The sequence below is a fragment of the Candidatus Endomicrobium procryptotermitis genome, assembly GCA_031279415.1.
In the GTDB taxonomy this organism is placed as follows: Bacteria; Elusimicrobiota; Endomicrobiia; order Endomicrobiales; family Endomicrobiaceae; genus Endomicrobium_B; species Endomicrobium_B procryptotermitis.
The window spans coordinates 20,479-37,016 of record JAITIP010000018.1; the positions used below are offsets into that span (position 1 = coordinate 20,479).

A 16,538-nucleotide genomic window follows, 5' to 3' on the forward strand; every position below is an offset into this window, starting at 1 on the left:
CAGGGACGTTGTTTTTGGCACAAAATTAAATAAGCTGTAGAATATTTTATGGAAAAAATATCAAGGAAAGAAGACAGCGGGAAATATTTTCATATAATGCCGCAGGTAATTGCAAAGGAAAATATTTTTCATGATGATAATTCAAAAGGTTATTATTTATTATTTAAATTGCTTGAGAGATTCAAAAAGTAAAGCAAATATTTTTATATTTGCTTTTTGCTTTATGGATAACCAAGCACCCCTTTTGCTTGAAGCTGAAAATATATCAAAATGATCTTCTTTTGTGGACAGCGTAAAGACAAAATATTGACTATTGCTCAATATAAAATCGTCTGAGAAAACAGTCTTTAAATGGCTTGAACATGATGATATTGTTTATGAGTCTTTTGAAGAAGAATTGGCAAAAAGATACAATATTCAAAAGATTTATTAAATAGTTAATAAAGGAAGCTATTCAAGAATTGATAGAGCATAGCGGAATAAGTTTGAGGAAAGCGGCAAATTTACTTGAAATAAAGAAATAAATATCCAAAAAAAAGGTCTATAAGTAATTGCTTATGTCAAAAACAGCGTTCCTGCGACACTGTGGACATATAAGGAAAGGAAATAGTAATGGCAAAGAGAGATTATTATGAAGTTTTGGGAGTTACAAAAACGGCTTCTGTCGATGAAATAAAGTCTGCTTACAGAAAGCTGGCTTTAAAGTATCATCCGGACAAAAATCCCGGAAATAAAGAAGCCGAAGAAAAATTTAAAGAGATAAACGAGGCCTACGAGGTGCTTTCGGATGCACAGAAAAAGCAGCACTACGATGCTTTCGGACATGATGCCGCAAATGGCGGTAGTCCTTTCGGCGCGGGCGGGCAGGGCGGATTTCAATATTCCGACGACGTGGGAGATATTTTAGGGGATATATTTGGCAATATTTTCGGAGGCAGTTCAAAAAGGGGCGGCAGAACGTCGCGGAGAAGAGGTGAAGATTTAAGAGCTGACATTGAAGTTTCATATTTAGATGTAATGAAAGGCAGAGAAGTTTCGATAGAAGTTCCAAGAAAAGAAACGTGTTCGCTTTGTCAAGGAACGGGAAGTAAAGATGGGAAAAAACCGAAACAATGTCCCCAATGTAAAGGTTCAGGAAGTATAAGATATTCACAGGGATTTTTTTCTTTTCAGCAGGAATGTCCCCAGTGCAAAGGCTCGGGAAGCATTATAGAAAATCCGTGTCCCCAGTGCAGAGGCGGAGGAACGGTTAAGACAAAAAAAACCATAAAAGTAAAAATTCCAGCAGGTGTAGATGAAGGAACTTCTTTGAAAGTCACCGGTTCTGGAAACGCCGGCTCAAATGGATATCCGTCGGGTGATTTGTATGTTGTCGTTCATTTGAAACGAGACCCTCATTTCCACAGGGATGGAGATAATATTTATACAGAAATAAAAGTTTCGTTTCCGCAGGCGGCTATAGGCACTGAATTTGAAGTTCCCGTAATTGAAGGAACGGTAAAAGTAAAAATTCCGGCAGGCACTCAGCCGGGAACGACTTTAAGAGTTAGAGAGCAGGGATTTCCGCGTCTCGGCATAAGAAACGCGCGCGGCGACTTGTATGTTAAAATAGACATAGAAGTTCCGAAATCTATGAATACTGAGCAGAAAAAAGCTCTTTTTGAATACGCGAAATCCATGGGAGAAGTTTCTGTAGATGCAGTTTATCAAGATGATAGTTTTTTCAGAAAAATTTTCGGCAAATAAATGAAAGAACGGCATAAAGAAATTTCTAAAATTTCTTATTTCAAACTGTATGAACAATTTAATATATGCTGTCGACGATGAAGAAGACATATTGGAGCTTATAGAGATTAACCTTAGAAAGAATTTTTTTAAAGTTAAAACTTTTAGCAGTTCTTCTTTTTTTTTGAAAGCTTTAGAAAAACAAAAGCCTGATTTAGCCATAATTGACATAATGATGCCTTATCCCGATGGTATCGAACTTTCAAAAATCATGAAAACCAGTGAAGAATTTTCCGGTATTCCCATAATATTTTTAAGTGCTAAAAGCGATGAAAGTGACAAAATTATAGGGCTGGAAATGGGCGCAGACGATTACATTACAAAACCCTTTTCAGTTAAAGAACTTATTGCCAGAATTAAAACCATACTCAGAAGAATATCTGCCGTAAACACAAATGTGCATGAAAAGAAACTTTCACAACCGCATAAAATAAAAATAGACAAAGAAAAGTTTAGAGTTTCCGCAGCCGGCGAAGATATTGAACTTACAGTTACGGAATTTAAAATTTTGGAATTGTTTTTGTCAAAGCCGGGCGCTGTTTTTTCAAGAGATAAAATACTTGATTATCTTTGGGGCGATGATAAACTTGTAATAGACAGGACCGTAGATGTGCATATAAAAAATTTGAGGGAAAAACTTGGAAAATACGCGTCGATGATAAAAAATATACGCGGTCTTGGATACAAAATTGAAGAATAGAAAGACTTTGTTTAAGACGCTGTTTATGTTATTTATAATAAAGTACGCCATTTTGGCCGTACTTTTTTTTGCATGTGCCAAAAAATATGTCTATCGGGCAAATATGGAACTTTTCATCCATGAGCTTGGCAGTAATGCAAGGCTCATAATGCCTTTGATAAAGGGTACTCTTTCAGTAGGCGATTATGCTTCTTTAAATAATATGATACGCAATGTGTCGGACGATTCGAGCAAAAGAATAACGATTATTGATGTTTATGGAAATGTTTTAGCCGATTCGCAAAATGATGTGTCTGCTATGACTAATCATATCAACAGAGATGAAATAAGAGAAGTTATGGCAGGAAACCCTTATGGAAAATCGCTCAGATACAGCGCCACGCTTCAGGAGAATATGCTTTATTTGGCGCTTCCGGTAAAGGACGGCACAAAAATTTCAGCGATTTTACGAATGAGCGTTCCGATAAAAAGAATAAGCGTGTTTACAAATACAATATTTAAAAATATGGCGGCGGCTTTTATTTTTATTGCAGTATTGGCATTGACTGCGGCATACGCGATATCTCAAAAGATTTCATCGGGAATTTCGCGGCTGAGCAAAGCTGCTTTAGAGATGTCACATGGAAATCTTGGGGTTAAAGTTGACATAAATGGCGATGACGAAATCTCAGGGCTTGCCGAAACATTTAACAAAATGTCCAGCGAAATAAGAGTTTTGTTTGAAGAAGTTAGCAAAGGCAGAGAAATGCTTGATAAAGTTATAGCTTCTGTTTCCGATGGAATTTTGCTCATGGATAAAAATGGGAAAATTCTTTTGTTTAACGAAGCGTTTAAAAAGATGTTTGAAGGTGCACAGACGGAAAGATATTTCTGGGAATTACTAAGAGGCAAAGAGATTGAAAATGCATTTGAAAACGCCAAAGACGGTTGCCTTCATACCTCTTTGTCAGGTGAGTTTTTCTCGGGAGAAATGTATTTTTCTTATGTTTTTTCAAAAGTAAAAAATGAAGATAAATTTGTAATATCTTTTAAAGATATTACAAATTTAAAACAGCTGGATAATTTTAAAAAAGATTTTGTAACAAATGCTTCGCATGAATTAAAAACGCCCGTAACAACCATAATAGGTTTTTGCGAAACTCTTGAATCTGAAAATCTCCCACAGGAAAGCAGGCATTATATCGACATAATAAAAAAACAGGCTCAGCGTCTGTCAAATATAATAAATGATTTGCTTTCTGTTTCATCTTTTGAAAATATGAAAGAACCGGAAAAAAGTGAAGTCAACATTGCTAAAATAATAGATACTGTGACCGGTTTTTATAAGAAAAAAGCTTTGGATAAAGGCATAAAAATAAGCGTGCGTATATGGGAAGGGCTGAAGAACATTTTTGCAAATGAATTCAATATGGAACAGTTGTTGACAAATCTTGTTGACAATGCTGTAAAATATACGGAAAAAGGAGAGATTGTCGTAGAAGCCAAAAATTATGGCGATTTTGTCTTATTGACCGTTTCTGACACAGGTATAGGAATAGCAAGAAAATATCTTTCAAGACTTTTCGAAAGGTTTTATGTCGTAGACAAATCACGTTCTCGTAAAAGTGGTGGCACTGGGCTTGGACTTTCGATTGTAAAACATATAGTACAGTCGCATGGAGGAACGGTTTCACTTGAAAGCATCGAGGGGGTAGGCAGTCGATTCATGATAAAACTTCCTGCAATTATTAAATAGTATAAAATGTAAACAGTTATATATTGTTTACATTTTATAAAGTTGAAAATTTTAATATTTTTTGTTATTATAATAGTCATTCGATTGAAACTGAAAATAATAAAGGAAGTTGAAAAATGAATAATGATAAAAAGAAAGTAAAACCTCAGACAATGCAGTTGAGAAAGAAAAAATTTCTGCTTCTTGCACAAAGGTCACTCGAACAAATAAACTGCGAAATAAAAAATCCTCAAAAGCATAAAAAAGATAATATGCATTATATAGAAGAAGAAATAGAAAAAATGAAAGAAGCTCTTTCGACAATGATATTCCAGCCTACTTATCCTCTGCATATAGTCGATCATTGGCACCCAAAAGATAAATTTGGTGATTTGTTGCTTGATCTGTACTATGCCTATCTTGATTTAGAGTAAATCAACCCGATATTTTTCTTATGCTGCAAACAGTATGTTTTTTACTGCTCTCAATGAGCCGTTATAATTATTTTTTTCAAAATTTATTTTAATTCTCCTTTCGTTATATATTTTAAATATCATTGCGAAATATGCAGCTGAAACTCTGCCTCTATATTCCCCTCCTTTTGCAAAACCTTCTTTTTTGACAAAAAATTCCGGAAGAGTGAGATTATCCTCCAGATATAAAATTAAAGTTTCAAGCAGTGTTTTTCTTTCCGAATGCGATACGTGCATAAGATAATAGTACAGATAAAACGGGTATGCGCTGCCTTTTTTGATTGCACCGTATTCTGTTAACGCATATTTTTTGAATTTTGCAGCGGACTTTTTTATATATGTGTTAAAATCATCTATATTTATCAAAGCACTTAAAGAGAAAAGCATAAGAATGTCAGGTGAATAATAATTTTCTATGGTATTTTCAAAATATTTTTCTTTTATCGAATTTTTTGTCAGGTATATTTCATCTTCCAGATAGTCCGCACGCGCTGAATGTCCGACGATTTTATTCGCGGACGAACAAATTATCAAAGCGTTTAAATACAAAGCTTCGGACTCAAGAGAATCTATTTCGTTATATCTGCATTTTTCGACAATATTGTCTAAATAAGGGATTATTTTTTTTGTAAGCTCGTATTTTTCTTCAGCATATAAATCGTTACAAAATAATGAAAATTGTTCTATAAGCCATAACAATAATACCGTATTGCTTCCGTTATCTGAGATGGTTTGCCAGTTTTTAAAATATTTATAAAGTTTTGAGGCAAAAGCGTTTTTGTTTCCGCCTCCTAAATATAAACCGTATAAAGACATTATATCGCTTGTCTGTGGAATATAATTTATAAAGTTATCTTTTATAAAAAACGAGTCGGCAAAAGCAGATACCTTAGACGGAAGCTCTTCGTTTACAGATTTATATTTGCCGTCGATAAGTCCATTCACGAAACCGATCAGCTGCATAGTGTAAAGGTGTTTATTTTCTGCGATTGTGTGATTGTTTTTTAATTCGAGAACGTCTATATAACGCATTACGGGGGAAGTGCTGTCAAAATTGCTTAAATATTTTCTTGCGATTTGAAAAAGAGAACTGCCTTCAGAAATATAAGCAAAAAACTCTTCGCCTTCTTTTCCGTTAGTTTTTATATACGAATAAATAGCGTTGAAAATAAGAATGCCCTTTGCTTTGATTTTATATACGACCTTTTCTTCATCGGATATAATTATTTTCCCTGCTTCTGCCGATAATGTTTTATTTCTCTTTGCTTCTCTGTATCCCAGCATATAATATTGCAGCTGGTCAGAATAAAAAGATTTTTTCATTTCTCTTTTACTGCGGCTTATGTTTTCCAGCTTTATTGCAGCATCGGAGAAAAAAGATAACGTGAAATTTATATGGTCAAAACCGCAGTTTTTTATCGTATACAGCATTTCTTCAACACCGGTAGAATCGCTTATGCCTGTTTTGTATATGGCGTTTTGAACATTTTTTGAAGTTAACGCATAAGTGTTTTCTTTCCCCTGATATATCTCGGTATCGTTGTCCTCATATATAAGAATCGTTTTATCATTTAAACCATTTTGAAGTTTTTTGCGAAGATATTCACAGATATGTCGTTTGTCTTTATAGGAATCTATATTTGTTATGAGAAATCCGTCAAAAGAAATGCTCTCTTTTAAAAAATTTAATTTCTCTATAACTGCGAATTCTTTTGAAATTCCGTTATACTGTGCAAATAATATTTTTTCACCGTTGTTGCAGCTTTCGAGAAAACCATCGCTTGAACCTGCGGATTGTGCTAAAGTCATCAAGTTTACTTTGACAAAAAGTTTTATTCCCTTTTCTTTTAATTTTTTGCAGGACTCTCTAAGCTGATTGAAAACCATATATTCCATATATTTGATTTGTTCGATGGCATTATCCCATTTATGCGCGTATGCGGATTTTACTGCGACAATTTCTTCATCGGTCAAAAAATTTTTTCCGCTTAATATTAAAGCTGCCATATATTCAAACCCTTTCTCTGAATTTGTAATAAAATTCGTTTTTTTAAATTTTTCAAATTCTGAAACTTCTTTCGGTTTTGTTTTCAAATATGACAACAATATTCCTGCTGCATAAAATCTTGATGGAACATTCTTCCAAGATTTAAGCTCGGCTTTTTCTTCAAACATAAGCCCGAGAAAACTGTTGTCTTTATATCCTATTCTGTTCATTTCCATTTTCAAATCGGCCAGCATGGGATTAAAAATATTTCCTATTACTGAACCTTTATCCGTCTCGGCATATAAATTTGAAATAATCGCCGAATTGATAACTGCTGGGTCAGCAAGCTTGTTGAGCACAAGAATATCCGATACAATGTTTAAATTTAATGATGGAATTATTCTCTGAGTCGTATTTTCCGTAGAGGTTTCTATGTTTTCTTCGCCATTTTTTGGTGTTAAAGCACTTATCACATCAAATAAAGAATTTATGTATTTTTTTGCATCGGTATAAAAAATGTTTTTATCGAGCTTTACAAGCTTATAATCCTGTGAATCTATTTCCGCGTTTATGCTGCGCCCGAAATTTAATATGAAAGCTGCTTTGGAAAACAATGCCGATATAAGCCCGAGACAAATGGTTTTTTCTGCGATAATATTAAAGTTTTCGGCTTCCTGTGGGAGCTTTAACGGTATTTTTTCTTCCGGAGGAAAAACTATAATATCTTCACTTATGTTTTTATTTATATAAATACTGCAGAAATTTATTTTATTAAGTGTTTCGTCGTTAAAAAATATGTCGTCTATGGTTTGAGGATTGGCAAAAACGCCGGCACCGTCTATCGATATCAGCGAAATCAGATTATTCTGCAATGACTGCTTTGTAATACCTTTAAAATTAGCTGATTGTTTTCCCGAGGATAAAGACTCTTTTAAAAATGCCAACATACCTCTTCCTAGAAAAACTCTTTTTCTTAACGCATCTATGCCATTGTCATATTCCTGCGACAATATACTGTTTATTATTTCGCATTCTTTTTCACTGAGAGTTCCGCTGTATAAAGGTGCGAAAGTTAAGATAGGACAATCATCGGCAAGTTTTTTTATTATGACTTTTGCCGAAACTTCTGTGTCTTCAATGGGAATATTGATAATCGTTCCATCTTCTCCAAAATTTTCGATGTTGTTTTCCAAAACCGCGCTTATGGAATTTATTCCGGCTTGTCGTGAAACCTGAGCGTGCCGTTTATAATCCGGATTTAAGTTCGGAGACAAAAAAATACATATCTTTTGAGTGTGCGAAATATTTTGTGTTACTTCATTTGCGAGTTTATTTGATGTGGATATAGGGTTTAACGTATGTTTTATGGAAGCTAAGCAGGGTGTAAGGATTGACGAACGTTCAACTTTTTGCAGATCATCGTCAAATTCTTTTTTATCCTCATATCTTTCCAAAAATGATTTTATAAAATTATAATATTCATTTGTCGGGTCAGCTTTGCTCAACATAGTTTCGGGCGATTGTACGATATTTATTTTTAGCGGTCTCTCGGAATTGATATAAAATTCTTTATGCAAAGCAAATATCCTAGAAAAAAAGTCATAATACTGCTTTCTTGTTCCACGGTTGGATATAGAAGCTGCCATCTTGGACAGATATACGTCTGCCGATTCTCCGTTGTTTAACATAATGTAAGGTATCATGATATGGTGAAAAAAATCTATCGGAAATTTAGTTCCTTCATAGTTTTCGACAAAATTTCTTAAAGCGTCTATGTAATGTGCAAAACCTTCAGCTTTGACTCCGCTGAGGGATATTGACATAAGCCCGGAAAACGTTGATACTTGTTCTTCGCTACCCTGCTTTTTTATGATATTTTCTAAAGTCTTTCTGAGCATATTGTCTGGAATTTGTTCTGGTTCAAAAGTTTTATATATTTTTTTTATAAGACTCTGTCCAGGTATTTCTTCGCCTATTTCTCCTGCTATAAATAAAGGAAGATTTTGCGATCGTATCTGCTCATAACTTGCCTGCGCGCTTAAAAGCATTATGTCTCCGGACTGTTTTAAATTTCCCAAATACACATAAGAAGGATCTGCAATTACTAGTGAACCTTTTTTCACATTGTTTTGAATAAGTCCTACGGAGTTAAGCAAGGATATTTCGAGCGGTGTCGTCTTTTCCGAATTTATCGCAAAAGCGATTTCATCTAAAATATTTTTATGATTTGAGTTTCCGATATTTAAAATTATTGCTTCAATTTCCGATATATCTTTATCCGCTGTTTCGGGATATTTTATTTTAAGTTCTCCTGAGTTTATATAAGAAAGAATCTCTATCAAAACATTTGTGTCCGACGGACCAGAATTTATTATAAATTCAATTTTTACATTTTTTAAGTTTCCTTTTGACATTATCTTTTTAATCGCTTCCTTTATTTCATTTATACCGACGTTATCAGAACTTATTGAGATAAAAAGTACATCGGGAACTCTTCCGTAACGGACTTTTGACAGCTGAGAGGCTTTGCTTTTTATTATTTCATTTCTTGGATGCTCCGATGTTGGTTTTTCATTTTTTATTCCGTAAATTATATTTGACACTTTAGTGTAAAGCAAGCCATAAACTATTGAAATCCAATGCATAACTATGGAAACTCCGACTCCTGTTATAAAAACCATAAAAAACCTATAAGGACTTTCATAAAAACCGTTCCCGATGGAGTTTATTAGAAAAAACATAAGCGGAAACAATCTTGTCAGCATTTTTCTGAATTTCCACGGCTCGTTAATCCCTATGTCAAATTTTTTCGGGTGGCTTTTGGCATACAGATATTGTTCGGAAAAAGATATGATTTTTTCATTATCATATAATCCGGGTACAAGAGCGTTGCCGATATTTATTAAATTATGCATAGACTTTAAAAATCCTTTTTGTGAAGCATAAATGCCAAAATTTATTCCCATTACGTATCTTACTGCCGCAAGTATCTTAAGTTTTTCAAGAAAAAACAATTTTGTGTTTTTTGATATTCTGTAACCGTTTAAAATGTCCGCATTCATGGCATAACTGAGAGCTTTATAATACGATTGTGCATATTTTCCAATTTCTTCAAAGCTTTTTATTTCAAGAACGGCGCTTTCTTTTTCTAAATCTGTCATATTCTTGATTTTATCCATAGAAGCGTTATAAAGCAGGCTGAAATCTTGTATTATCGAAATAATCTGTTCTTTGTTTTCTGGTATAAAAATATCTTTGTTAAAGACTGTGATTTTGATAATTTGTAAAGCATATTTTCTCATTATTTCAAGCGTATTGACGTTTAGATCGCCGGAATATAATACGCCATGCCATTTTAATAAATAGTTTTGGGAGGCATTTACTATGTCTTTTTGTGGCATTGAAGAGGCAAGATTTTGCATTGAGTTTTCCGAAGGAAGAACGAGATTTTGAAAATATATGTTTGAATAAAATGCTTTATATTGAGCATTTCCATCTATTTCAGTGAGTATGTTTGAAAGTTCTTCTCTTATTTGCGAAAGAGTACGTTTGTCTCCTTCTTTAAAATATAATTGTACTTTTTCTTCGGCTTTGTGAATTTTTTTCAAAAGTCCAGAATTGTCTTTTGATACGGCATTTTTCAAGTCTTCTAAATCTTTTGATATTTCTATAAGCAGTGTATCTTCATCCGAGATGTACTTGAGCTTTTTGAAATATGCTTCGTCAGTTTTTGAAAAATTTTTAATTTTTTCCAAATAGAATTTATTACGTTTGCCGATAAAAATCATAAATCTGTGCAAAAATACGGATAATCCAAGTCCCGTACAAAGTGAAAAGATGATAGTGCCTATTACGCCCGTCTGCCCTATCAGCAGCAAATTGCCGTGTACGCTTGCAAGTGCGGCTATAAAAGCGTATGCAAGAGATTGTATGGTCAAAAATATCGACAATATTCGCTGTATGGCTTTTCTATCTCCCCATCTTTTTTCTATGCCCAAATATGTTTTTTCTGCAGGATGTTCTTTTTCAATAATAAATGTATTTACATCGTATAAAAGAGCGTAATAGTCATACATGGAACCACTTATAGAGTTGCCTAATGCGCAAAGTTTAAAAATTTGTTTTCTGAGAGACTCTTTCTCTTTTTGGAAATTTGTATGCATGCCGAATATCATTCTGTTAAAATGCATTATCTTTGAACGTTCAAATATCGATGATTTAGGAAATATGTATCCGCCGAATATCGATATATTCTCAAAACTGTCCAAGATTCTTAAATATTCGAGCGAATAATATCCGGACAATATAAATAGTTTTTTGAGATTTTTAAGAGTTTGTGCGTCATTGGGAGGTATTCCGCTGTTTTCAGCGATATATTTGTCGATTAACTCTATATTTGTTTCACATTTTTTGACCATGTCTTTGTAGATTAAAACACTTTTTCTTCTTTGAGTATCGTAACTCTTCTTTTTCAATCTCGTATTGATGATTGTTTGGAAAAGCTGATTGTATGAATGTTCTATGGAATTTATAAAAGTGTTATCGCTCGCTTTTTGCAAAAAATCAGAAGCAGGGGTATATTCATATTCAATAAAATCCTGCGGTAAAATTGTTTCTTCCAGACTGACATAAAGAGAATGGGGTTGTTTATAAGTGCTTATATTTATGTTTTCTATAATGTTTTGAAAATTTGGATTCAGTAGCGAATCAAAAAATGACGAATAATTTTCATAAAATTCACCAAACTCTTTATCTATGCTCATTTTCACGAAATACGATAAAGAATCTTCATGATTTTTCATTCTTAAAACAGGTATGAGAATATGCTGTATGAAATCAAGCGCAGGCGGGAAATTTGCCGCGTTTTCATTTCCATAAATATAGCTGTAGAGTTTTGATATATGTTCCCAAAATGACAGATAAATATTTTCATCTTCAAATCTGAATAAAATATTGCCGGTGGTGGTTTCGAATTGTCTGATTTCCCTATTGTCAAGATAGGAAGCTTTTTCCAGAAGGCTCTTTCTTTCAAGTTTGTCACCTATTTTTTCAATGTCGAAGTTATAGTATATTTTAGGAATATTTTTTTTACCAGTTTCGTCTTTCATTATCCACGGCATTTTGTAATTCAATATTTCGTTGTAACTTGCCATTGAAGATATTATTGTTATTTCGCTTTCGGGTTTCATATTTCCGATATAGACATTTCCTGGATTCATGAGAGCGATTCCACCTTTACCGCCGAATGACTGACACGCTCTTACCCCGTTTAAAATGCTTAATTCAAGCGAAGTTATTTTTCTTGCGTTAAAGTTGAATGGCAGTTCTCTGCATACCGCCGATTTGTCTAAACCGTCTATATTAATCGCGCATATTTTTAAATCCGACCATTGCTTGTATTTTATATTTTTAAATCTTATGCGCTTTTTTAACGATTTTATATATTGTGCTATTCCTACAAAAGACGCTCCCGTGCCGTTATCGCTGACATGAATAAATTTAAAATTGACTTTTCCGAGAGGAGTTAAAGATTTCAATTTTTTAAGAGCGTTTTTATAGTATTTTATGTCGTCTTTGTTTTTAACGCATATAAGTACAATGTCTGGCATGGCACCATTTAAAGAATCCAAAGTTTTTGAATATTCGTTCATGATAACGGATTCTCTTGTTGAGTAATTTCTAATAATATTTTGCTTTTGCTTCTGCTTATTAAAAATTTTGACAAGAAGATTTCTTATTGGATTTAAAAAACTTTTTAGCTTTGTTTCTTGCTTATTTTCAATATTATTTATGATTATTCTCTTATTCTTATCTATGGCGGCTTTTAATGGAATTTTTCTTTTGGAAAACCAGTCGTTTACGGCTTTAATCGTTTTTTGCGAGTAGATATTGTCAAAACCTGCCCAAAAATCGATTAAAGCTTTAAAATTATTTCCCTCTAAGCCTATACTTATGAGCGGTGGTGCCAGTGCTGAAGAAACTGACGCGGCGGATATTTGAATAACGCTTTTATATAAATTTTGCGAAGTTTCACATACAGTAGGCATTAAAGATATATAGGATAAATCATCTTTAATCAAATCGACAGTTGTCCCGTGGAAACCGCCTATTACCGCCACATTGACGCTTTTATACGATTTATTGTTAAAAATAATATTATTTTTTGGGGTTTCGCCTGCAAGCGTCCTTTGGATATTTTTATAAAAAATGCTGTTACGTAAAATATTGTTTTCATAGTATTTGACTATTTCGTCGTCGGATAATATCTCGGATATTTTGAGATAATCTTCTTTGTTTAAATATTTGAAACAAGTTTTCAAAATCGAACTTTTATTTTCCAAAACATAATAAAATTCTTTTTCCGACACAGTAAGGGTTTTGTATTTATCCAAAATATCCATAAGAAAATATAAATATACATCTGCATCCGCATATGAAGAGCTGATTATGCCGTCCTGCAATATTTCTGTTTGCAATATGAGCTTGTTTGGGTTTAAAGAGTTTTTAAGCTCATTGAGGTATAACAACCTGGCCAAATTTGGAAACTGTATTAGGATATCATTGAAACGGGTATTTAATAGTGCATATAAATCCGACAGAAATTTGCCGCTTCCGCTTTTTGATGGTTCTTCTGTCAACTTAACAAATTCTGAATATGGAATATTCTTTTTCAAAAATTCCCATACAGAATATATATCTTTGTAAGCATTTTTTTCATTCAAAGATTCTTTTAATTGAGCTATTGTTAAATATTTGTTTATTTCATCATAATATTTTAAATCTATGGAAAAATCTCCGAAGATGCTTCCGGTTTTGCGTATAGATCTTCCCGTGTTTTTGTCAGGATTTTTTACTTCTTCTATGGTTTTTATAATGCCGCGGCTTTTTTTGCCGGCGCCGTAATATAATCTTTCTTTCATGGCTGACAGGAAGCTTTCATTGTTTTCATGTTTTTTGGAGGCTGTCTTTAAGTTGTCTACATATATAGCCCAATCTTCCAGTCCGTAAATGTTTCTAAAATCATTATTTACGGCAAAAACTTCGGCGCCGCTGGCAAGTCCTGAAAAAAGAAATATATCCATGATTTTTTTCTTTCCATCATCTTTGCCGTCAATATTTGAAATATCTATTTTACCATGCGGCGCTCCTTCTGCAAAAACATAATTTAAAACACCGCAGTCATGTAATTTTGAAAGCAGATTGAATATTAGTTTTTGAATATCTGGATTTGTGTGCATATCGTTTACGAATATTATGAGAGGAGTGTCGTACTTATATGATGAATCGACAACTGTAAATCCGCTGAAAATGTCGGATACGACATTTTTATTGTTTGTGGTAAAAGCGTGGCATATATCTGAAGATGCCATTAAAAAAATACATAAAGAAATCGTTAGAGTTATAATTTTTTTTGAGATAGTCATGATGTAAATCTCCTTTTTGTCATATGATAAGAAACAGAAATTAAGAACTTATAAATGTTTTGTTAAAAATGGGTTAAAAATATTTGATGGAATTTAAAAGCGATGTGACTGGCTGAAAATGCTGTTATTTTATGCTGTGACAAAGGACAAGCATGCGCAAAGTTGGTGAGCGTTTTTTATGAATAGTTTATTGCTAACGAAAAATTAACAATTCCTTTATTTTCTCTTAATTTACGTTTTGTATTATTTTGTTGTGAAGAGACAAAATCCGAAGCGGAGTCTTTGAATAACGGACTTGAAATGTCCGCAAAAAAGGGAGGAAAAGGAATGAAGTTTTCAAAAGTGGTATCGGTTTTAGTGGCTGCGGCATTTTTATCAGGAACATCTTTTGCCGGAGAAGTTGACAAGCTTGCAAATATGCTTGCTGAAAAAGGTCTTATTTCATACGGGGAGGCGCAGCAAGTTGTTACGGAAACAAAAGAATCTACAAGGCAGCTCACTGCAAGTGGTTTGAATCCTACGCTTCCTGCGTGGATACAGAATATGTCTATTAAAGGGGATATAAGGGTAAGGCACCAAGTCGATTGGGACGGTGCAAATACAAGAAACAGAGAAAGATTAAGACTTCGTTTTGGAATCGAAACAAGGCCTGTTGAAAGCATTAAAGCGGCGTTTGGAATCGCCAGCGGAGCTCTCGGAGGAAGTGGAGACAAAAATCCTACATCGACAAATCACACTTTTCAATCATTTAATAAAGTACCATTATTTATAGATTATGCATATTTGCAATATGATCCCGTGAGTTGCCTTAAAATAAGCGGCGGTAAAGTCAAAGGAGGAACGCATCTGTGGAATCCCACAGATTTAATCTGGGATACCGATATTAATCCCGACGGTTTTGCTGTCAATTTTAACAAAAGCGCTGGTTCAAAAATAAATATTTTTGCCAATGCGGGCTGGTATATTTTAAATGAAGGCAGAAACGGAAGAATAATGCCCGACACATATATTATTCAGCCTGGAATTTCTTTTGCTACTGGAAATTTCAGCGCGAAGTTTGGTCTTTCTTATCAGCAGTTTAATATGAAAGATAGAGAAGTTGTTTCAAACGAGTCAGGCTCTTATTTGCTGCCCAACGATTCGGATTTCAGATGTATTAATCCGGGCATAGAACTTAAGTTGAAAGAAGTCATCGCGGGCTTAACTTTAGGTATTTTCGGCGATTATGTCAAAAATACCGATGATACCGTTCACAAAAATAATCTTGAAGGCCGCGTTTTTGGTTTTCAATTCGGAAGTGATAAGATTGCGGAATTTGGAACATGGCAGATTAAAGCTATGAACAGATATTTGGAAGAATATGCCGTTCCTTTGGGATTGGGTGATTCAGATGCTTATGGAGGAAAAGGAAACAGTAAAGGCTATGAAGTCATATTGACTTTGGGCATTGCCAAAAATCTGTCGTTTGGGTTCGACTATTATCAAATGGAACAGATTGATGGGTCGAAAAATCCTAAAAGTCTTGCCCAGTTCGACTTAAATTATAAATTTTAAAATTTAAAACAAGGAGAAAAAATAAATGAAAAAATTAATAATCGCAGCTTTGGCGTTTATTTTATGTGCTGGCAACTTGTCAGCCGCAAGGATTGTTGTTGAAGGTTCCACGACGGTTCTTCCGATAGCGCAAAGAGCAGCAGAAGAATATATGGACGCAAACTCTTCCGCAGATATCACGGTAAGAGGCGGCGGTTCTGGAGTGGGAATAAATTCATTAATTTCAGGAACGTGCAATATAGCAAATTCATCAAGAGAGATTAAAGACAACGAACTTCAGTCCGCCGCGTCGAAAAAAGTAAAGCCAAAAGCTTTTGTCATAGCCATGGATGGAATTGCAGTTATAGTGAATAAAAATAATAGCATATCCGCGCTCTCCAAAAAACAAATAGCGGACATTTATACTGGAAAAATAACAAATTGGTCTCAGGTTGGCGGAAAAAATGAGAAAATAGTTGTAATTTCAAGAGATTCGGCAAGCGGAACTTTTGAATCTTTCAGTGAGCTAGCTTTAAACAAACAAAAAGTCGTAAGCGGTGCTCTGATGCAGGCTTCAAATCAAGCTATAGCAACTTCGGTTTCGACGACTCCCGGAGCAATAGGATATGTAGGTTTGGGTTATGTAACATCTTCAGTTAAATCTGTAGCTGTTGATGGCATTGAAGCAAGTGTGGAAGCAGTTTTGAAAAGCAAATACGCTTATTCAAGACCTTTATATATGTACACTAACGGCGAGCCAAAAGGAGAAACAAAAAATTTCATAGATTTTATTTTAAGCGATGACGGACAGACCATAGTGACAGAGGAAGGTTTTGTGTCGTTGAAATAAATATCCGATGGCGCTTTACGAATTGGGGCGGCACATACCCCGCCGCCCCGCCGCACATTATAAAGGAAACGA

Annotated in this window: 8 protein-coding genes; 7 read left to right on the plus strand and 1 reads right to left on the minus strand. The window is 34.1% G+C overall.

Annotated elements, in window-relative coordinates; all coding sequences use genetic code 11:
* Positions 1–48 precede the first annotated feature (48 nt).
* From LBD46_02910 to LBD46_02930, 5 genes are all read left to right on the plus strand, one after another.
* On the plus strand, positions 49–192 hold the full coding sequence (locus tag LBD46_02910) for a hypothetical protein (GenBank protein MDR2426120.1): 144 nt from the start codon (positions 49–51) through the stop codon (positions 190–192).
* A 420-nt stretch (positions 193–612) separates the two neighbouring features.
* Positions 613–1,746: a molecular chaperone DnaJ gene (gene dnaJ, locus LBD46_02915; GenBank protein ID MDR2426121.1), complete on the plus strand. Its 1,134-nt coding sequence runs from the start codon at positions 613–615 to the stop codon at positions 1,744–1,746.
* 49 nt (positions 1,747–1,795) lie between these two features.
* Positions 1,796–2,485, plus strand: coding sequence for a response regulator transcription factor (locus LBD46_02920; protein ID MDR2426122.1), 690 nt, complete (start codon positions 1,796–1,798; stop codon positions 2,483–2,485).
* A gap of 103 nt (positions 2,486–2,588) precedes the next feature.
* A complete protein-coding gene (locus tag LBD46_02925) occupies positions 2,589–4,220 on the plus strand; it encodes a HAMP domain-containing protein (GenBank protein MDR2426123.1) in 1,632 nt (543 codons plus the stop codon).
* A gap of 116 nt (positions 4,221–4,336) precedes the next feature.
* Positions 4,337–4,633, plus strand: coding sequence for a hypothetical protein (locus LBD46_02930; protein ID MDR2426124.1), 297 nt, complete (start codon positions 4,337–4,339; stop codon positions 4,631–4,633).
* A gap of 18 nt (positions 4,634–4,651) precedes the next feature.
* On the opposite strand, the gene LBD46_02935 is transcribed toward LBD46_02930, so the two are convergent.
* Positions 4,652–14,083: a hypothetical protein gene (locus LBD46_02935; GenBank protein ID MDR2426125.1), complete on the minus strand. Its 9,432-nt coding sequence runs from the start codon at positions 14,081–14,083 to the stop codon at positions 4,652–4,654.
* Between the two features lie 327 nt (positions 14,084–14,410).
* Here LBD46_02935 and LBD46_02940 point away from each other — a divergent pair, with 327 nt between their 5' ends.
* Positions 14,411–15,637 (plus strand): putative porin, encoded by a 1,227-nt coding sequence (locus tag LBD46_02940; GenBank protein MDR2426126.1) that lies wholly within the window; start codon positions 14,411–14,413, stop codon positions 15,635–15,637.
* A 25-nt stretch (positions 15,638–15,662) separates the two neighbouring features.
* A complete protein-coding gene (locus LBD46_02945; GenBank protein ID MDR2426127.1) occupies positions 15,663–16,466 on the plus strand; it encodes a phosphate ABC transporter substrate-binding protein in 804 nt (267 codons plus the stop codon).
* The last annotated feature ends 72 nt before the right edge of the window (positions 16,467–16,538 follow it).